Here is a 19,672-nt window from a genome sequence, read left to right on the forward strand (position 1 = left end):
TTTAACTGTTTTTCTAAATGCAGGAAGGTGATTCTTTATGGCTAGCCAAAAAGATTATTATGATATATTAGGTGTCGATCGCGATGCCGATCAGAAAGAAATTAAAAAAGCATATAGAAAACTGGCAAAGAAATATCATCCTGATCGTAATCCAGATGATCCTGAAGCCGGAGAAAAATTTAAAGAGATATCAGAGGCCTATGGTATTTTAAGTGATGAAGATAAAAGGGCCCGTTATGATCAATATGGCCATGCCGGTATTGGCGATGATGACTTCAACTATGAAGACTTTGCCCGGGGAGGTTTTGGTGGCTTAGAAGACCTCTTTGAAATGTTTATGGGCGGAGGCTTCTCAGGAATGGGCCAGCGCTCCCAGAATAGGCCAACAAGGGGAAGAGATCTGGAGTATCGGATGGAAATTTCTTTTGAAGATGCTGCCTTTGGTACTGAAAAGACTATTAGAATTCCAAGGCAGGAGACCTGTCAGACCTGTGATGGTTCAGGAGCTAAACCAGGCAGCAACCCGAGGACCTGCCCAAAATGTGATGGTAGCGGTCAGATAAGGGTTAATCAGAGAACTCCATTTGGAAATATGGCCCAGATTAAGACCTGTGATCGCTGTCAGGGCCGGGGTGAAATTATTGATGAACCATGTCCTGATTGTAACGGAGAAGGTAGAGTAACCCGGAGGAGAGATATAAAAGTTGAAATTCCTGCCGGCATTTCCAGTGGACAGAGAATTAGATTATCTGGTAAAGGTGGTGCCGGTAAACGAGGCGGACCATCTGGAGATCTCTTTGTAAGAGTAGATGTTAAGCCCCATGACCTATTTGAAAGAAAGGGTGATGATGTCTATTATGAGCTGCCAATTAATTTTGTCCAGGCAGCTTTAGGAGATGAGATTCAGGTCCCAACCCTTGAGGGAGAAGTTAAATTGAAAATTCCTGAAGGAACACAGCCTGGAGATAGCCTTCGCTTAAAGAATAAAGGTATTAATCATCTCCGTTCCAGTGGTCGCGGTGATCAGTATATTAAAATTAAAGTTGTTATTCCAAAATCCCTTGATTCTGAACAGAAAGAGCTTCTCCAGAAATTTGCCAAGATAAGTGGAGATGAGATAAATCCAGAAAGCAAAGGATTTTTTAGCCGGGTTAAAGATGCCTTTGGAGGTAACTAATGAATTATATAGCATACCATTTAAAACTGCCGTCAGAGTTTGAGGCTGTTGGCGAGAACTTATACTCTCAGGTTTTTCCTGAGGGGTTTCTTGCTGAAAGTCTCTCTGACGGCAGAATTTTATTTTCTGGTTATATTGAAACTAAGGCTACTATTAGAAATAATGAGAATAAGTTATATGATAAATACTGGCTTAAATTAATCTCTTATCTTAATAAAAGAGATTTTAATTATACTTTAAAAAGAGAGCTATATCAGGAGAAAGACTGGGTTGAAAGTTGGCAGGAGAATTATCAGCCTGTTAAAGTTGGGAATGACTGGATTATATTGCCTCCCTGGAAGGCTGACCAGGTTGAAGCTGATGATAGAGAAGTTATAATTATAGATCCTGGCCAGGCATTTGGAACTGGAAGCCATGAAAGCACATATCTGGCTTTAAAAAATTTAACAGATCTAATAAAAGATCAAATGGTTGAAACTATGCTTGATATTGGAACAGGGAGCGGCATCCTGGCAATTGGAGGCAAAAAGCTTGGAGTTGGTCAGGTAATGGCTATAGATATTTCTGAAGCTGCCATCGAAAACTCTATTAATAATTTTAAACATAATGATTTATCAGGAGAGATTGAAACGGCAGTTATTGATATTAGCCAGTCTGAACTTAAAAAGTTTCAACTGGTAGTCTCCAATCTGCTTGCCCCAATAATCCATGCTAATTTTGATGGAATTATTGACAGGGTGGCTTATGAAGGTTTTATCATTCTGAGTGGGTATATTGATAAACAGTCAGAAAAATTAAAAACTAGATTGTTGGCCAATAATTTTGATATAATAAAAGAGATAGAGAGAAATGAATGGCGATCATTAATTGCCAGACGGAGTGATAGCAATGCGTAGATTTTTCCTAAAGGATAAGCCTGATAATCTAAATGAAGGTGATATTGTACCTATTGCTGGTGAGCTATATAATCACATCTTTAATAGCCTCCGCCATGAATCAGGGGATAATATTTTATTGCTTGATGGAGATGGCCTAAAATATGAAGTTGAAATTCTGGAAGTTAAACAGGAAATAGCTGAATGTAGAATTATAGCAATTGAAGAAACAGCCGGCGAACCCAGGGTTCAGATCTATATCGCCCAGGCAATAGCTAAAAAGGGTAATTTTGAATATGTTCTACAGAAGTCGACAGAGATTGGGGCAGTCGGCTTTTATCCTTTAGAGACTGCAAGAACAGTTGTTAAAATCAAGGAATCCAGGAAAGCAAAAAAAATAAAGCGGTGGCAGAAAATTATTAAGGAAGCTGCCAGGCAATCAGAACGAGGGGAAATCCCTGAAATTTTTGACCCGGTTGATTTAGCTCAACTTAAAGGGAGCTTTTCTGAATTTGATGCAATCCTGATAGCCAGGGCCCGCAATGAAGCCAGTGGTTTAAAAGAGGTTGTAAATAAGCTTGAAACCAGTTGTGATTATGAAGATCTAAGATTTTTAATTCTGGTTGGGCCTGAAGGTGGTTTTACAGATACTGAGATTGATGAGATTTTATCTGTTGATAATACTTATGGGTTTAATTTAGGTCCAAGAATTTTAAGAACTGAAACAGTTGCTCCTCTGGTAACAGGTTTGATATTATACGAAAGAGGGGAAATATGATTTGGATGGTGATTTAAATGGTAAATTCAGTTGTAAAAGCTGCAATTAAAAATTTAGGCTGCAGAGTTAACCAGTATGAGGCTGAAGCATTAGAGCAGATGTTTAAAAATGCCGGTTATCAGATCGTTGATTTTGAATCTGATGCAGACTTATATTTAATAAATAGCTGTGCTGTTACGATTTCAGCAGCCAGTAAATCAAGAAGTCTTGCCCGTCAGGCTAAAAGACGAGGCGGCAAAGATTCTATTGTAATTATGGCTGGATGCTATACCCAGGTATCTCCAGAAGAGGTTGAGGATGTAGAGGAAGTTGATTATTTGATCTCAACATCTAATAAAGATAATCTGATTCAGCTTTTAAATGATTTAAAGGCTGGTGGAGATGATAGGTGGTTAGGAAGCCGGGAAGAATATGAAGAGATTGATCAATTTCAAGATTTTAAGCTTGTTGATTTAAATCAGACAACGAGAGCTAATATTAAGATACAGGATGGCTGCGATCAGTTCTGTAGTTATTGTATAATCCCATACGCCAGGGGTAGGATCAGAAGCCGTGCCCAGGAAGATGTGATTGAAGAATTTAGAAGACTTGCCGCTCAAGGTGTTAAAGAATTTGTTTTAACAGGGATCCATCTTGGAGCCTATGGTAAAGATTTTGATGGTAACAAGGATTATCTGGCTGATCTCTTAAAAGAATTAATAGATATCAAAGGTAATTTCAGAATCAGGTTAAGCTCAATTGAGGCCGGCGAGGTCACTAATTCTATGCTTGAGATTATGAGGAATTCAGATAAAATCTGTTCACATCTCCATCTACCTTTACAGAGTGGGAGTGGCAGAATTTTAGAAAAAATGAATAGACCATATAATCAGCAGGAATTTTTAGGGTATATCGAGAATATTAAAAATAGAGTCCCTGGGATCGGTTTAACTACTGATATTATTGTTGGTTTTCCAGGTGAGACAGAGGCTGATTTCAAGGAGACGTTAAAAGTTGTAAAAGCAGCTGGTTTCAGCAGACTCCATATCTTTTCCTATTCACCCAGACCAGGGACACCAGCAGCCAGGATGAAAGATAATATTGATGGGGATCTTAAAAAAGAACGATATAATAAATTGAACCAATTAGGAGCTGAACTGGCCAGGGAGTACAGGAGCTCTGTACAGGATAACCAGCTGGAAGTTTTATTTGAAGATAACCGTTCTGACAGGATGATAACTGGATATACTGGCAATTATATCCGGGTAGGAGTTGAATACCAGGAGGATTTAGTTAATAAGTTGAAAACTGTTGAATTGTTAGAGGCTAAAGGTGAAGAACCCTATCCTGTAAAAATAATTGAATAGATTATCTGCAAAATTTTTAATTCTATGGTATAATCAAGTAAGACTTAAATATATTATATTTCAAGGAGGGCTAACTATGGATGATTGTATATTTTGTAAGATAAGAGATGGTGAAATGGATACAGAATTTATCTATGAAGATGATCAGCTTATGGTATTTGCTGATATAAATGCCCAGGCTCCAGTTCATCTTTTGGTTGTCCCTAAAGAGCACATTCCATCTATTTTAGATGTTGAGGATTATAATTTAGTTGGGAGAGTTCATCAGGTTGCTGTTGAATTGGCTGAAGAAAGAGAGCTTGAAGATGGGTTTAGAATTGTCAATAACTGTGGTCCAGAAGGCGGACAGACAGTTAATCATCTCCATTTTCATCTTTTAGGCGGCAGACAACTCCAATGGCCTCCAGGCTAAATTTAAGGAGGAGTAAATATGGCAGGTAGCAAAGGACTTAATAAATATTTTATAGGTTTTATTTTCGGAATTTTATTTATATTTATACTGGCAGCACCTGTTTCTGCCAGGGTTTATTTTATTCCCCTTCATGGTGATGTAGATCCAGGAATGGCTACATTTTTGAATAGAGGTTTAGAAGAGGCTTTGGAAAACCAGGCTGAACTTGTAATTGTTGATGTAGATACCTATGGTGGACTGGTTGATTCCGGGATTTCAATCAGAGATCAGTTGGTGAATTATCCTGGAGAAATTGTTGCTTATATAAGTAATCGGGCCTGGTCGGCTGGCACCTTAGTTGCCTTAGGTGCAGATAGGATTTATATGAGTGAAGGAAGCAGTATGGGGGCTGCAGAGACAAGACCCTATGATGAAAAATATATCTCAGCTTTGAGATCTGAATTTGCAGCTACAGCTGAAAGAAGAGGCAGAGATCCTGAAATTGCAGCTGCCATGGTAGATGCTGATATTGAAATTGAAGATGTGATAGAGAGTGGAAAATTATTATCATTGACATCATCACAGGCAGTAGAATTAGGATTTGCTGATGGAAGATTTGCTAACTTTGATGAATTTTTAGGCTATCTTGGATATTCTGACGCTGACTTAACCAGAATAGAAAAGACAGGTCTGGAAAGTTTTGCCGGGTTAATAACAAATCCATTTGTTTCTGTCTTTCTGTTATCTTTAGGGATTATAGCTTTAATTGGTGAGGCGTTAATACCAGGCTTTGGTGTTAGTGGAACGATTGGAGTTGCCAGTCTGGCTCTATTTTTCTCTGGTTATTTGATCCAGGGATATGCAGGTATGGGTCTAGTCGTTTTATTTTTAGCTGGACTTTTATTGATTGCTATTGAGATATTTGTTATACCAGGTTTTGGTTTTACAGGTATAACAGGAATTGCAGCTATCTTTGCCAGCTTATTTTTTATCTTTCCAGATTCTTCAATGGCCTGGACTATTATGGCTGCAGTTCTAGTCCTTTCTACTATTGGGACTATTATTTTAATTAAGTTTTTTGGAACAAGTTATTTCTGGCGAAGAATTTCTCTAGGCGAGAGTCTGACAACTGAGACAGGATATGTCTCCAGTAAAGATTATAAAGATTTAGTCGGCAAGACAGGTAGAACTGTTAGTACATTGAGGCCGGCAGGTATTGCTGATTTTGATGGTGAAAGGATCGATGTTGTAAGTGAAGGCGGTTATATTGAAGCCGAGACAACTGTTATAGTCGTAAAAGTTGAAGGTAGAAGAGTTATTGTGAAACCCAAAAAGGAGGAGTGAGAGAATGGATATTTTTTCAATTGCTATTATTGTTTTAGTAATTTTATTTCTGATCGTATTTTTCTATTTCATTCCATTAGGTTTATGGATTTCTGCAACAGCGGCTGGCGTTAAGATTGGATTTTTTAATCTGATAGGTATGAGATTAAGGAGAGTACCACCAGGACAGATAGTTGGCCCGATGATTAAATCTCATAAAGCTGGACTTAAATTAAGCAGTGATAAGCTTGAGGCCCATTATCTGGCTGGAGGAAATGTTAATGAGGTTGTAGATGCACTGATTGCTGCCCATAGAGCTGAAATTGAGCTTACCTTTGAACGGGCTGCAGCTATTGATCTTGCCGGTAGAAAGGTTTTAGAAGCCGTAAAAATGAGTGTTAATCCAAAGGTTATTCATACACCAGTGGTTACTGCAGTTGCAATGGATGGTATTCAGGTAATGGCTACTGCTAGAGTTACAGTTCGAGCCAATATAGAACGATTAGTTGGTGGAGCCGGTGAAGAGACAGTTCTTGCCAGAGTTGGTGAAGGTATTGTTACAACAGTTGGTTCTGCTAAATCCCATAAAAATGTTTTAGAAAATCCTGACTCTATATCGAAAACAGTCCTTGAGAAGGGTCTTGATTCAGGTACAGCCTATGAAATCTTATCTATTGATATTGCTGATGTTGATGTTGGCAAGAATATTGGAGCAACTTTACAGAAAGATCAGGCTGAGGCTGATAAAGATATTGCCCAGGCTAAAGCTGAGGAAAGAAGAGCTATGGCTGTTGCTGAAGAGCAGGAAATGAAAGCCAGAGTTCAGGAAATGCAGGCTAAGGTTGTTGAAGCTGAAGCTGAAGTACCTCTTGCCATGGCTGAAGCCTTTAGAAATGGTAATTTAGGCGTTATGGATTATATGAACTTTAAAAATATAGAATCAGATACTAAGATGAGAAAGAGTATTTCATCGTCTCAGGAAGAAGAGCGGGATAATACTCAAAAGGATAGAGAAAAGAATAAGAAAAGCAAAAATAAGGATAAAAACTAAGGGGTGATTTAAATGGAAGGTCTACTTTCACTCCTATTATTTGCCTTTTTCTTCATTGCATTTATTACACGGATAATCAGGTTTATTATTCGAGTCTTTAAAGGTATTGAAGAAAAGGCTGAAGATGCCAGTGGTTCTGATAAAAGCAGTGGTGGAAGCTCTAACCGGAAGCAGCCAAAAACTTCCAGACCTGCTCCAGGTTCTAGAAAGGGACCGCCTCCAGGTTTTGAACTTGATTTATCTGAGATTGACGATAAATTTGGGGGAGAAAAGGGAGAACAGAAGAAAAAACCTGAAGTTCTGGAGTCAGATACCGTTAAAGAATATAAGGCAAGACAGGAAGAAAAGGATAAAAAAGATAAAAAAAGACTAGTTGGTTTAAAATCAAGAAAGAAATCTGCAATTCAATCAGGTGAGATTGGCGGCAGTGGTGAAGTTGGCCATGACTTAAGTTTTGATAACAAGTCATTGATGAATGGAATAATAATGAAAGAGATATTGTCACCACCTAGAAGTCTGAAACCGTATAAACCGGTATATAAGGAAAAAGAATAAATTAATAGTGTAGCATAAAGCCTATTTAATTAGGCTTTATGCTTTTTTATGGTACACTATTTATTTTTTTAGCTAATTGTGATATACTATATTTAATATAATATAGGGGTGATAATTAAATGAAGTATATTAAATGGTTTGAAGAAATTGGTAAAGGCGATATTAATCTGGTTGGTGGGAAAGGTGCTAATTTAGGAGAACTTACTAATAATGGTGTAAATGTTCCCCCAGGGTTTTCTATAACAGCTGAAGCTTATAGAAATTTTTTAGTAGAAAATAATCTCCAGGATAGGATTAAGAGCTTATTAGTTGGTCTTGATACAGAAAATGCCAGTGAACTCCAGCAGTTATCCAGGGAAATTAGAGGATTTATGGCTGAAGGCGAGATGCCTGAGGCAATCAAAGCTGATATCTTAGAGGCCTATGAACAGCTAAAAGCTAAAGGAGTTAAGACAGAGAATGTTGCTGTCAGGAGTTCAGCTACTGCAGAGGATCTGCCAGATGCTTCATTTGCCGGCCAGCAGGATACTTATTTAAATATTTCTGGCCCCAATGAACTTCTATACCATGTTAAGAAATGCTGGTCTTCACTTTGGACTGCCAGAGCTATTTACTATCGCCAGGATCAAGGATTTGTTCAGACTGATGTAGCTTTAAGTGTTGTTGTTCAGCAGATGGTCAGTGGCGAAAAAGCTGGAGTTATTTTTACAGTCGATCCAACTACAGGAAATAAAGATCATTTACTAATAAATTCAAGTTGGGGTCTGGGAGAGGCTGTTGTTTCCGGGCTTGTTACCCCTGATGATTATTTACTTGATAAAAATAATGGAAAAGTTATAGAGAAAAACCTTGGCAAAAAAATAAAAATGATAGTAGAAAAAGGAGATTCAGGTGTCGGCACAGAAGTTGTTAAAACAGCTTCTTATCTCGGTGAAGATGCTGTCATAGAATCATCTTTGACTGATAGAGAAATAGATAAACTTTATAAACAGGCATTAAAAATTGAAAAAATTTATGATGCTCCCCAGGATATTGAATGGGCTATTGCCGGTGAAGATTCTGAGGTTTATCTCTTGCAGTCCAGACCGATAACTACCCTTGATCTTGAAGAGGATGATGAGGTTTTAGTTGATTCTGCAGCAGAACTTCAGCCTGTTGTTAGAGGTTTAAATGCTTCTCCTGGAAATGCCAGTGGACCGGTTGTGATTGTTGAAGATTTTAATAAGCTTGAAATGGTCAAAGAGGGCGATATTCTGGTGGCTTCAATGACCAATCCAGATATGGTTCCAGCTATGCGGAGGGCTGCAGCAGTTGTTACAGATGAAGGCGGTAGAACCTGTCATGCAGCTATAGTTTCCAGGGAACTTGGTATTCCATGTATTGTTGGCTGTGGAGATGCCACAAAGATTTTAGAGAATAATCAGATTGTAACAGTTGATTCAACCAGAGGTGTTGTCTTTGAAGGCAAAGTTAAATCAAAGGATGAAACTGCTGAGCAGAGTACTGGTCCAGTTTTACAGGCTCCAGAAAATATCAAGACTCAACCAGTAACTGGAACAAAAATTTACATGAACTTAGGTGAGCCCCATCTGATTAACCGCTATAAAGATTTAGATTTTGATGGGATCGGTCTGATGCGGATTGAATTTATCTTCTCAAATGTGATTGGTGCCCACCCTATTTATCTTTTACAGCAGGGTGAAGGGGATTTATTTATTAGGCAACTCTCAGAGGCGATTACTATGGTTGCTCAGGAGGTTTATCCAAGGCCATTGACTTTACGGATGAGCGACTTCAGGACCAATGAATTTAGAGGTCTTAAAGGCGGAGAAAAGGTTGAACCTGTTGAAAATAATCCGATGATTGGCTGGCGTGGAGTTTCCAGGTATATATCTGATGATTATATTGAAGGATTTAGACTTGAATGTAAGGCTGTTAAAAAAGTACGGGATGAATATAATTTGACCAATGTTAATTTAATGCTTCCCTTTGTTAGAACCACCTGGGAGGTTGAACGGGCTCTTGAAATCTTAAAAGAAGAAGGCTTGGAACGGAACCGAGATTTTAAGATCTGGATTATGGCTGAAGTTCCTTCAGTTATCTTTCAGGCAGCAGATTTCTGTCCGCTAATAGATGGTTTCAGTATTGGTAGCAATGATCTGACCCAATTAATTATGGGGGCTGATAGAGATTCTGGAATTTTAAACCGGATGGGTTATTTTGATGAGCGGAATCCTGCTATTAAGACTGCTATCCAGGAATTGATAAATGTTGCTGGCAAACATGGTAATACAGTCTCTATCTGTGGCCAGGGACCTTCAGTATATCCTGAATTTGCTGAGTTTTTAGTTGAAGCTGGAATCGATAGTATCAGTGTTAATCCTGATACTGTAAATTATACAAGGAGGCTTGTAGCCCAGGTTGAACAGAGGTTAATCTTGCGAAATATGAGGAAATGATAGGATATGGAATTAAATCAAAGACAGAAAGAAATAATTGATCTTGTAAAGAATAATCAACCGATAACCAGCCAGGAGATTGCAGATAATCTCGAGTTATCCCGGGCTGCCATTAGAAATGATCTTTCAGTGCTTTCTTTGCTTGATATACTTGATGCTAAGCCCAGGGTTGGTTATTTCTATAAAGGAGAAAGGCCTGAACCAGGCTCTCTTGATTCACTTTTTAATATTAAGGTTAAAGAGATTATGTCATTACCTGTAAACCTTGTTGAAGATACAAGTATTTATGATGCAATTGTGACGATGTTCCTTGAAGATACCGGGACTGTCTTTGTAATTGATGAGTATGATGAACTGGTTGGGGTTATTTCCAGAAAGGATCTATTAAAGATGGCCATGGGGAATCGTGATTTAAATGAAATACCGGTAAGTCTGGCGATGACCAGGGTACCGAAGCTGATAACAGCCATTAAGGATGAAACTTTATTAATGGCTGCCAGAAAGATTGTTGATAATAAGGTTGATTCATTGCCTGTTGTAGAAGATGAAAAGGTCATTGGTAGAATAAGTAAAACTTCGATTAGTAATGCGCTGGTTGATTATGCAACTGAGATAGGGAGTGATTAAATAATGCAAAGAGAATTAGCGATAGAATTTGTACGAGTAACGGAAGCTGCTGCTCTGGCCTCTGCTCCATGGATGGGTAAGGGTCAGAAAAAATCAGCAGATGGTGCAGCCGTTGATGCTATGAGGACTATGTTTGAGACTGTAAATATAAATGGGGTTGTTGTAATCGGTGAAGGTGAAAAAGATGAAGCCCCTCGTTTATATATTGGTGAAAAGATCGGTGATCAGAAAGGTGGACCAGAACTGGATATTGCAGTTGATCCAGTTGAAGGGACCAGTCTGGTTGCCAGAGGTCTGCCGAATGCTTTATCAGTGATTGCTGTGGCTGATAGAGGGACACTTTTAAAGGCTCCAGATATTTATATGGATAAGATAATGGCTGGACCTGAAGCCAGGGGTGCTATTAATATTGATGCCAGTGTTGAGGATAATTTAAGGTCTGTAGCTGAAGCATTAAATAAAAGTGTAAAAGATCTGACTGTAGTTGTGCTAGATAGAGAACGGCATACAGATTTGATCTCAGAGATTAGGGCAGTCGGTTCCAGGATAAAGCTACTTGCTGATGGTGATGTTGCTGGCGGAATAGCCACTGCCCTAAAAGATAACGGAATAGATCTTGCCATCGGTATCGGCGGAGCAACTGAAGGGGTTCTGACAGCTGCTGCTCTTAGATGTTTAGGCGGAGAGATTCAAGCCAGGTTAGTTTATCGTGATGAGGCTGATAAAGAGAAGGCTAGGAATTTAGGAATTACTGATCTTGATAAGATTTATAAGACTGAAGATCTGGCAGCTGGCGATGATATTATGTTTGCAGTTACTGGTATAACTGATGGTGATCTTTTAAAGGGGGTTCGCTATCATGGGAACAAAGCGACTACCTATTCACTGGTTATGAGGAGTAAGACTGGGACAGTTAGATATATTTCAGCTGATCACAAGATTACTCAGAAACCTGATTACTTTCCAAAGGATATCTTTAATATAAAGGCGTCAAAAGATTATTAATTTGAGGTGATGTTGATGGCAGAATTTGTTGTGGATGACAGTTTAAAAATAAATTATCATTTAGATGGTGAAAGTGGTCCAGTAATATTGATTTTGAATGGGATTATGATGAGCACAGCCAGCTGGGCTGATTTTGTTCCAGTATATACTGAGAATAATTATAGAGTTTTAAGGGTTGATTTTAGAGACCAGGGTTTATCAGATAGTTATCCTGAAGATTACAGGATCGATATTCATGTAGAAGATATTATTAAATTAATGGATCAGCTTGAACTTGAACAGGTAATTCCTGTAGGAATTTCCTATGGCGGAATGGTTGCCATGTTAATGGCTATTAAATATCCTGAACGGATAAAATCGATGGTTTTAGCCAATACTGTTTCCAGGGTTACGCCCTACCTTAAAGCTGCCAGTCAGGCCTGGCAGGAGGCTGCTGATTTAAAGGATGGCCGGAAGTTTTTTAAGTTAGCGATGCCCTTTATCTACTCTGATTATTTTTATAAGCATAATCAGGAGTTTTTAGCATCCCGGGAAGAGATTCTTGCTGATGTTTTAGATGAAAAGTGGCTGACCAGGTTTAATCGGCTGGCCGAGAGTTCCTATGATTTTGATATTGAAAATCAGTTAGCCAAAATAGAGATGCCTGTTTTATTAGTTGCTGGAGAGAGGGATATCTTAACTCCTTTAGAAAAGATGAAGGAGATTGCTGATGAAATTGCTGATAGCAGGTTAATTACAATTAATGATGCCGGGCATGCTTCCTGCTATGAAAAAATGGATGAGTTTAATACAGTAGTTTTAGGCCATTTAGCTCTGACAGCTAAAAATAATTAATTATTTTTAGTTTAGGTATAGCTTTTTATTGGTTTATATGATATAATATTTGTTCAGGTAATAAATTTCATCTATTTATCTGGAGGAGATAAATTAGATCATGAGGGTAGCTCTGTCGTATTTAAACCGTAGCTATACCGAATCTAAACCGAATCTAAACCGAATCTAAACCGAAGAGAGACCGAAGAATCACCGAAAGTTTATCGAATTTGAGCCGGAGCAAACCCGGAGCATTCCCGGAGCAATCCCGGAGCAATCCCGGAGGAAAGCTGGAGCATTCCTGGATAAGACCTGGAGTATAATTGGGTAATTATCTGTTTTAAACAGGCCTGAGCCTTGATTAAATTATAAATAAACTTATATATTCAGCCATGTGAGAACATGGCTGTTTTTATGTTAATTTGTAAGCAGAGCCTGATATGTTATAATTAATTGAAGGGCTTGATAAATATTTAAATAATTATCTGTTACAAGGAGGAATATTGTGAGCAATACAGAAGAAATTATTACAGTAAATAATTATGATAAGGCCAGAAATATTTTTGGCCAGTTAGATGATAACTTAAAGATAATAGAAGATAGATTGGATGTAAAAATTATCTCAAGGGGGACTGAGATCAAGATACAGGGCGATAAAGAGGATGTCTTTATTGCCAAAAGAACTCTTGAGGAGATGCTTGATTTACAGGAGAGTGACAACCCTGTTAATTCAAGGCAGCTTAAATATATTATTGAACAGCTTCAAAATGATAGTGATTTAAGTTTTAAGAATTTATATGATGAGGTTTTACAGGTTAATTATAAGGGCAGGGAGATTAAGGCTAAAACCCTTGGCCAGAAGATTTATATTGATGCGATGAAAAGATCGGATATAGTCTTTGGGATTGGGCCTGCTGGTACAGGTAAGACCTATCTGGCGGTAGTTATGGCTGTTAAAAACCTTCTTAATAATAATGTGAATAGGATAGTTTTAACCAGGCCGGCCATTGAAGCCGGAGAGAATCTCGGGTTTCTGCCAGGGGATATGCAGGAGAAAGTTGACCCTTATTTAAGGCCACTCTATGATTCGTTATTTGATGTATTGGGGCCTGAAAAGGTTAATAGTTATATGGAGAAAGATATTATAGAGGTTGCTCCACTGGCTTATATGCGGGGGAGAACTTTAGATGATTCTTTTATAATTCTTGATGAGGCACAGAATACAACCTCGGAGCAGATGAAGATGATGTTGACCAGGATTGGTTTTAATTCCAGGGCTGTAATAACCGGAGATATAACTCAGGTTGATCTGCCTTATAGTAAGAAATCTGGACTGGGAGAGGTTGAGAAGATTCTGGCTGGAATTCATGGAATTGATTTTATTTATCTCGATGAGACTGATGTTGTCAGGCATAATCTGGTTAGAAAGATCATCTCTGCTTATGAAGAGAGTGGTAAATAAATTCTGTTTTTATCTGTAGGTGTTATTAATGAATAAATATTTAGAGAAAATCAAAAAATATTTTGATATATTAAAGGAATCGAAGATATCCCCGGCCAATTTGAGTGACGATACTAGGAAGCTGGTTATCGGGATTATCTTCTGTTTAGGTATAATATTTATTCTGACAGGCCATTTGATTCCAGCCACCGGTCAATATGAAGTTGGCGATGAGAGCCCGCTAACTATCAGAGCCCCTCAGTCTGCTGTTGTAATTGATTCTGAGGAGACTGATCTGAGGAGGGAGCTGGCCAGGACAGGTGTCGACCCTGTTTATGAAGAGAATAGAGTGGCTTTTAATGATACAATGGATCAGATAAGTCAGACCTTCAGTATTATTCATGATTTTGATTCTGAAACAGATAATATTGCAGATCTGAATTATGAGCTTAACTTTTTGAATCAAAATTTTTCCCAGGAAGAGCTTGAATTGCTGGTTGGTTTTAGCTCAGATGAGCTGGATAGATTTGAAGAGGTAACGGAAGGTGTATTGAGAGAGGTTTACAATGGCAGGGTTGCCAGTGATCAAATGGATGAAATCTATGATGAGCTGGAGCAGAGACTAATCGATACAGATATTAGTGGTGATGTCCGTGAGCTTTTATTAAGTTTTATTGAGCCTGCTTTAGTTCCTAATTTAATTTATGATGAGACGGCAACTGAAGAGTTAAGAAGCGAGATGGCAAATCAGGTTGACCCGGTAACTAGAGAGATAGCTACTGGAGAGGTAATAATTAATAGAGGAGAAGAATTTACTTCTGAGCATCTTGAATTACTTGATCAGTTTGGTTTAAATAAATCTGATCTAAGCTGGTTTCAGATAACCGGTATTGCCCTTTATTTTATTATAATTACGCTGGTTATGGTCTATTATATTAGAGGGTATCACCCAAAGATCTGGAAAGAAAATAAGAGTATAAATCTTATCCAGATTCTGCTATTGATATTATTTATTCTGGCCAGAATACTGACTGCTTTTGATCTGAATTTGTTGATGTATCTGGCTCCGGCAGCTATGGTACCGATTTTATTATCGGTATTATTAAATAGTTCAATTGCTGTTGCTGTAACTTTTTATATAACTTTATTGCTGCCTTTAATCTTTGGTGGTGCCTTTAGTATTGCGGCCCTTGCTTTTGTCGGTAGTATGGTTGGAATCTTTAGTGTTGAGAATTTGAGTCAGAGAAATGATTTAGTCCGGGCTGGCTTTAATGTAAGTGCTGCTTTGATTGTAACTCTGGTTATGTTTTCATTTATTGAACCGGCTTATTCAGCTATTGATACTCTGACTATTATGGGTATAGGGTTATTGAATGGTATTTTAGTGGCTATATTTGCCAATGGGCTTTTACCCTATTTAGAAAGTCTCTTTGGCCTGACTTCTTCTGTTAAGTTGCTGGAACTTTCCAATCCCAGTCAACCTTTATTGAGGAAATTATTAGTTGAGGCTCCTGGAACTTATCACCATAGTGTTTTGGTCGGTAATCTTGCTGAAACTGCAGCCGATAATATCGGTGCAAATTCTCTGCTGGCCAGGGTAGGTGCTTATTATCATGATATCGGGAAGTTATCGAGGCCGTATTTCTTTAGTGATAATCAATTTGGTGGCGAGAATCCCCATGATAACATTAAGCCTAATTTAAGTGCTCTAATTATTAAATCCCATGCCAAGGATGGGGTTGAGATGGCAAAGGAATATAATCTGCCACCTGCAATTGTTGATATTATAGAACAGCATCACGGGACTAATTTGATCTCCTATTTTTATCAGGAGGCTTTAAAAGATAGTGATAACTCTAACTTTAATGAATCTAATTTTAGGTATGATGGCCCTAAACCTGAATCCAAGGAGGCAGCTATTATTATGCTGGCTGATATTTGTGAGGCTGCTGTTCGTTCCAAGAACTTTAATAAGAGCAATCATAATAGGATTGAGGTCCTGATTAAAGGCTTAATTAGAGAAAAGTTGATTGAAAATCAACTTGATAACTCTGAACTGACCCTTAAAGATTTAAATACTATAGCTGAAAGCTTTACCCGAATTTTAACTGGTATCTATCATCAGAGGGTTGATTATCCTGATGATATTGAAGAGGAAATGGGGGAGAAGAGTAATGGCAAAGCAAAATAATGTGATGTTAAATAATTTGATTGATGATGAACGCCTTGACTCCAATCTGCTTGCTGATTTAAAGGAGCTGGCTGATAACCTTCTTTTGGATAAAAGCATTAATGATGCTGAGATTAGTATTACCTTTGTTGGTAATTCAAAGATAAAGGAATTAAACAAGACTTATCGAGATAAAGATGAGGTGACTGACGTTCTTTCTTTCCCGATTGATGAAGAGCTTCTTGGCGAGGTGATTATCTCTCTGCCCAGGGCTTTAGAGCAGGCCAAGGATTATGGCCACAGCCTGCGGAGAGAGGTTGGGTTTTTAATGGTCCATGGATTGCTTCATATTTTAGGTTATAATCATAAATCTGATGCCGATAAAGCTGAAATGCGCAAGGCTGAAGAAGAATTATTAGAAGATCATGGATTTACCCGTTAGACTGATTATTATTTAGATATGGGGTTGAAGGGTTTGAATTATAGAAAATATTTAGCTTTTATATTGATTATAGCAATAAGTTTAATTTTACCTGCAGGCTGTGTTTTTCTTGCAGAGACTGATCGAGTTGCTGATGAGATGTATCAGGTTTTTTATGAATTAGGTTATCATGACTTTTTCAGTTTTTATGAGAGAAACTTTGGGCTGGCTGTTGATGATAAGTTTACACTGCCAGATTATTATCGCTTAGGCGATAGGCAGTCTATAAAAATGCCGGTAATGGCAGTTGTTGAGAATCATCCAAGATCCAGGCCTCAGGCAGGACTTGAAGAGGCTGACTTTGTTTATGAGGTTCTCTCTGAAGGTGGGATTACCAGGTTTTTACCTGTTTATTACAGAGATTTACCGGAGAAGGTTGGCCCGATTAGAAGTGTTAGAGATTATATGGGGGTTTTATCTGCTGAACATGGAGCTCTTTTACTCCATGCAGGTGCCAGCGAAGGCGGATATGCCAGGATATCTTCTGATGATGTTATAAGTTTAGATGAGATTAGCCGGAGCCAGTATTACTGGCGTTGCAGCGACAGGAGAATGCCCCATAACCTTTTTACCGGAAATGATAAAATCAAGGATTATCTTGGTGGCCTTGACTGGCAGCAGGATCTGTCAGTTTATAAATTTAATTTCTCTAAAAGGGATAATCCAACTGTAGCTAAAGCTGAAAAAATTGAAAAAGTTGATCTTTTTTACTGGGGTAATTATCTGGTCAGTTACAGATATGATCAGTCAGAAAATAGTTATGCCAGGTATATAAATAACGAGCCCCATAAAGTTGAATCAGGCCAGCAGTTAACTGCTGATAATATTGTTGTTTTGCATGCAGATACAAATGTGATTGATGATGTTGGCAGATTATCTGTAGATCTTGATTCTGGCGGTAAAGGTTATTTATTTAATAATGGAGGCAAGCAGGAAATTAGTTGGACAAGAAATGATGGCCGGATAACCCTTTTAGATGATGATGGCCAGGAGGTCCTGATAGATTCAGGTAGAACCTGGATTCAGATAATGCCGATTTCTGCCAGGGTTGAATATAATTAGGTTTTTATAGGTAAATGTATGGAGGTTAGATAGATATGGATAAAGAGATTATAGAAAAGCTAAAAAAGAAGGCCAGAGAGGCAAGGGAGAAGGCATATGTTCCCTATTCAGAATTTCCAGTTGGAGCAGCCCTTTTGACGGTGGGCGGTAATATTTATACTGGTTGTAATATTGAAAATGCTTCTTTTGGCCTGACTAACTGTGCTGAAAGGACTGCTATCTTTAAAGCAGTCTCTGCTGGAGAGACTGAGTTTAAGGCTATGGCAATTGTTGGTGATACACCTGGGCCTGTTTCTCCCTGCGGGGCCTGCCGTCAGGTTATGAATGAGTTTTCTCCAGAGATGGATATTCATCTATATAATCTGGCTGAAGATAAGGAATTTACGACTGCGGCAGAACTTTTGCCAGGTTTTTTCACCTCAAAGGATATGGATAGATAATGGCTTTTAAATCAGGTTTTATAACTGTTGTTGGCAGGCCTAATGTCGGTAAGTCGACACTGGTAAATAGATTGATTGGTGAGAAGGCAGCGATTGTATCTGCCCGGCCTCAAACGACCAGACAGAAGATAAGGGCTATTTTAACTACCGATGATTTTCAGGCTGTTTTTGTTGATACTCCAGGTGTTCATAAAGTTAAGAATAAACTTGATGAATATATGCTTGATCAGATTTATAGTAGCTTAAAGAATATAGATTTGATCTTTTTTGTTGTTGATAGCACAACTGGTTTTGGCAAAGGTGATCAATTTATCTTTGATCAGATTAAGGATACTGGTACAGAGGTAATTCTTGTTGCCAATAAGGCTGATAAGGTTAGTAATAAAAAGCTTGTAAAGAGATTAAAGACCTATAAAGAGAAGACAGGCCTTGAGCCTATTGCTATTTCGGCAACTCAGGGGAAAGGGCTTGACAATCTTGAGAGGATACTGGTTGAAAAGTTGCCTGAGGGTCCAAAGTATTATCCTGAAGATATGTTTACTGATCAATTAGAGAGAGATTTAGTTGCAGAATTAATCAGGGAACAGATTTTTCATTTATTACGGGATGAGATTCCCTATGGGACTGCTGTAATGATTGAAGAGATTAAAGAGCGGGATGATGGTATGATATATGTAAGGGCCAATATCTTTGTTGAAAGATCGAGCCATAAAGGGATTATTATCGGTAAAAATGGAAAGATGTTAAAGAAAATTGGTCAAAAAGCCAGGGAAGAGATTGAAAAATTACAGGGCAGTCAGGTTTTCCTTGATCTCTGGGTAAAAGAGAGGAAAAAATGGCGAAAAAATGATCAATGGTTAAAAAGATTTGGGTATAAAGATGAAAAATAAGCAGGAGTATGATTTTTAATCGAGAATATAAAAATAGATGTCACTAAAAGAGTTTTAGTAAGATTATTTATATTTTAGTTAAGGAGTGAATTTAAAAATGGCAATTAAACCTAAAGATATGGCAAAAATGATCGATCATACCTTTTTAAATCCTACTGGCAAGGTGGAGGATATAAAGAAATTATGTGAGGAAGCTCTGGAGCATGAATTTGCAACAGTCTGTGTTCATCCTATTTTTGTGCCCTATGCCAATAAATTACTAAAGGATAGTTCAGTTAAGGTAACGACAGTCGTTGGTTTTCCTCTAGGGGCAAATACTACTGAGACCAAGGCTTTTGAGACCAGGAATGCTATTAAAAATGGTGCTCAGGAAATTGATATGGTCATGAATTTAAGTGCCTTTAAGTCCAAGGCATTTGATCTGGTTAAATCAGATATTAAATCAGTCGTTGATTCGACAAATACTGCAGGGATTACTTCAGATATCATTGTTAAGGTAATAATAGAGACCTGTTACCTGGAGGAAGATGAAATAGTCAAGGCCTGTGAGATTGCAAAGGATGCAGGTGCAGATTTTGTTAAAACTTCAACTGGTTTTGGACCTGGTAATGCTACTGTTGAAGCAGTTAGTGTTATGCGAAAAACAGTTGGTAGAGATGTTGGTGTAAAAGCATCCGGTGGTATTAAGAATTTTGAAGATGCCCTGGCCATGCTTGATGCCGGCGCTAACAGAATTGGTGCTAGCTCTGGTGTTGCAATAGTTACTGATGAAGTAGACTAGATTAAAA

19 protein-coding genes are annotated in these 19,672 nt (G+C 38.1%); all 19 read left to right on the top strand.

Annotation, left to right across the window (positions count from 1 at the left end):
• Positions 1–37: 37 nt before the first annotated feature.
• The 19 genes from dnaJ to deoC all read left to right on the top strand — a co-directional run bounded on the left by dnaJ (position 38) and on the right by deoC (position 19,665).
• A complete protein-coding gene (gene dnaJ, locus I0Q91_RS02890) occupies positions 38–1,177 on the top strand; it encodes a molecular chaperone DnaJ (RefSeq protein WP_270452754.1) in 1,140 nt (379 codons plus the stop codon).
• Entirely contained in the window at positions 1,177–2,073 is an 897-nt protein-coding gene (locus I0Q91_RS02895) for a 50S ribosomal protein L11 methyltransferase (protein ID WP_270452755.1), read from the top strand. The genes dnaJ and I0Q91_RS02895 overlap by 1 nt, the downstream gene beginning before the upstream one ends.
• The gene (locus I0Q91_RS02900) at positions 2,066–2,830 is read left to right on the top strand and encodes an RsmE family RNA methyltransferase (protein WP_270452756.1); all 765 of its coding nucleotides are present in this window, start codon (positions 2,066–2,068) and stop codon (positions 2,828–2,830) included. Before I0Q91_RS02895 ends, I0Q91_RS02900 begins: the two co-directional genes overlap by 8 nt.
• Positions 2,831–2,847: 17 nt before the next feature.
• Positions 2,848–4,176: a tRNA (N(6)-L-threonylcarbamoyladenosine(37)-C(2))-methylthiotransferase MtaB gene (gene mtaB / locus I0Q91_RS02905; RefSeq protein ID WP_270452757.1), complete on the top strand. Its 1,329-nt coding sequence runs from the start codon at positions 2,848–2,850 to the stop codon at positions 4,174–4,176.
• Between the two features lie 76 nt (positions 4,177–4,252).
• Entirely contained in the window at positions 4,253–4,588 is a 336-nt protein-coding gene (locus I0Q91_RS02910) for a histidine triad nucleotide-binding protein (RefSeq protein WP_270452758.1), read from the top strand.
• 18 nt (positions 4,589–4,606) lie between these two features.
• Positions 4,607–5,911 carry an NfeD family protein gene (locus I0Q91_RS02915; protein ID WP_270452759.1) on the top strand — a complete coding sequence of 435 codons (1,305 nt, stop codon included), beginning with the start codon at positions 4,607–4,609 and terminating at the stop codon, positions 5,909–5,911.
• A gap of 4 nt (positions 5,912–5,915) precedes the next feature.
• A complete protein-coding gene (gene floA / locus I0Q91_RS02920; protein ID WP_270452760.1) occupies positions 5,916–6,941 on the top strand; it encodes a flotillin-like protein FloA in 1,026 nt (341 codons plus the stop codon).
• Positions 6,942–6,953: 12 nt separating this feature from the next.
• Positions 6,954–7,496, top strand: coding sequence for a hypothetical protein (locus tag I0Q91_RS02925; protein ID WP_270452761.1), 543 nt, complete (start codon positions 6,954–6,956; stop codon positions 7,494–7,496).
• A 119-nt stretch (positions 7,497–7,615) separates the two neighbouring features.
• Entirely contained in the window at positions 7,616–9,955 is a 2,340-nt protein-coding gene (gene ppsA, locus I0Q91_RS02930) for a phosphoenolpyruvate synthase (protein ID WP_270452762.1), read from the top strand.
• 6 nt (positions 9,956–9,961) lie between these two features.
• Complete coding sequence (gene ccpN / locus I0Q91_RS02935; protein WP_270452763.1) at positions 9,962–10,582, top strand: transcriptional regulator CcpN; 621 nt, start codon at positions 9,962–9,964, stop codon at positions 10,580–10,582.
• 3 nt (positions 10,583–10,585) lie between these two features.
• The gene (gene glpX, locus I0Q91_RS02940; RefSeq protein WP_270452764.1) at positions 10,586–11,587 is read left to right on the top strand and encodes a class II fructose-bisphosphatase; all 1,002 of its coding nucleotides are present in this window, start codon (positions 10,586–10,588) and stop codon (positions 11,585–11,587) included.
• Between the two features lie 15 nt (positions 11,588–11,602).
• Positions 11,603–12,421 carry an alpha/beta fold hydrolase gene (locus I0Q91_RS02945; RefSeq protein ID WP_270452766.1) on the top strand — a complete coding sequence of 273 codons (819 nt, stop codon included), beginning with the start codon at positions 11,603–11,605 and terminating at the stop codon, positions 12,419–12,421.
• A gap of 484 nt (positions 12,422–12,905) precedes the next feature.
• Positions 12,906–13,862, top strand: a complete 957-nt coding sequence (locus I0Q91_RS02950; RefSeq protein ID WP_270452767.1) for a PhoH family protein — start codon at positions 12,906–12,908, stop codon at positions 13,860–13,862.
• Positions 13,863–13,890: 28 nt separating this feature from the next.
• The gene (locus tag I0Q91_RS02955; protein WP_270452768.1) at positions 13,891–16,032 is read left to right on the top strand and encodes an HD family phosphohydrolase; all 2,142 of its coding nucleotides are present in this window, start codon (positions 13,891–13,893) and stop codon (positions 16,030–16,032) included.
• Complete coding sequence (gene ybeY, locus I0Q91_RS02960; protein ID WP_270452769.1) at positions 16,016–16,453, top strand: rRNA maturation RNase YbeY; 438 nt, start codon at positions 16,016–16,018, stop codon at positions 16,451–16,453. The genes I0Q91_RS02955 and ybeY overlap by 17 nt, the downstream gene beginning before the upstream one ends.
• Positions 16,454–16,486: 33 nt before the next feature.
• Entirely contained in the window at positions 16,487–17,554 is a 1,068-nt protein-coding gene (locus I0Q91_RS02965; protein ID WP_270452770.1) for a DUF3048 domain-containing protein, read from the top strand.
• 35 nt (positions 17,555–17,589) lie between these two features.
• Positions 17,590–17,994, top strand: a complete 405-nt coding sequence (locus I0Q91_RS02970) for a cytidine deaminase (RefSeq protein ID WP_270452771.1) — start codon at positions 17,590–17,592, stop codon at positions 17,992–17,994.
• Positions 17,994–18,884: a GTPase Era gene (era, locus tag I0Q91_RS02975; protein ID WP_270452772.1), complete on the top strand. Its 891-nt coding sequence runs from the start codon at positions 17,994–17,996 to the stop codon at positions 18,882–18,884. The genes I0Q91_RS02970 and era overlap by 1 nt, the downstream gene beginning before the upstream one ends.
• A gap of 97 nt (positions 18,885–18,981) precedes the next feature.
• On the top strand, positions 18,982–19,665 hold the full coding sequence (gene deoC, locus I0Q91_RS02980; protein WP_270452773.1) for a deoxyribose-phosphate aldolase: 684 nt from the start codon (positions 18,982–18,984) through the stop codon (positions 19,663–19,665).
• Positions 19,666–19,672 lie beyond the last annotated feature (7 nt).

This window comes from Halonatronomonas betaini (genome assembly GCF_015666175.1).
GTDB classification, from domain to species: Bacteria; Bacillota; Halanaerobiia; order Halanaerobiales; family Halarsenatibacteraceae; genus Halonatronomonas; species Halonatronomonas betaini.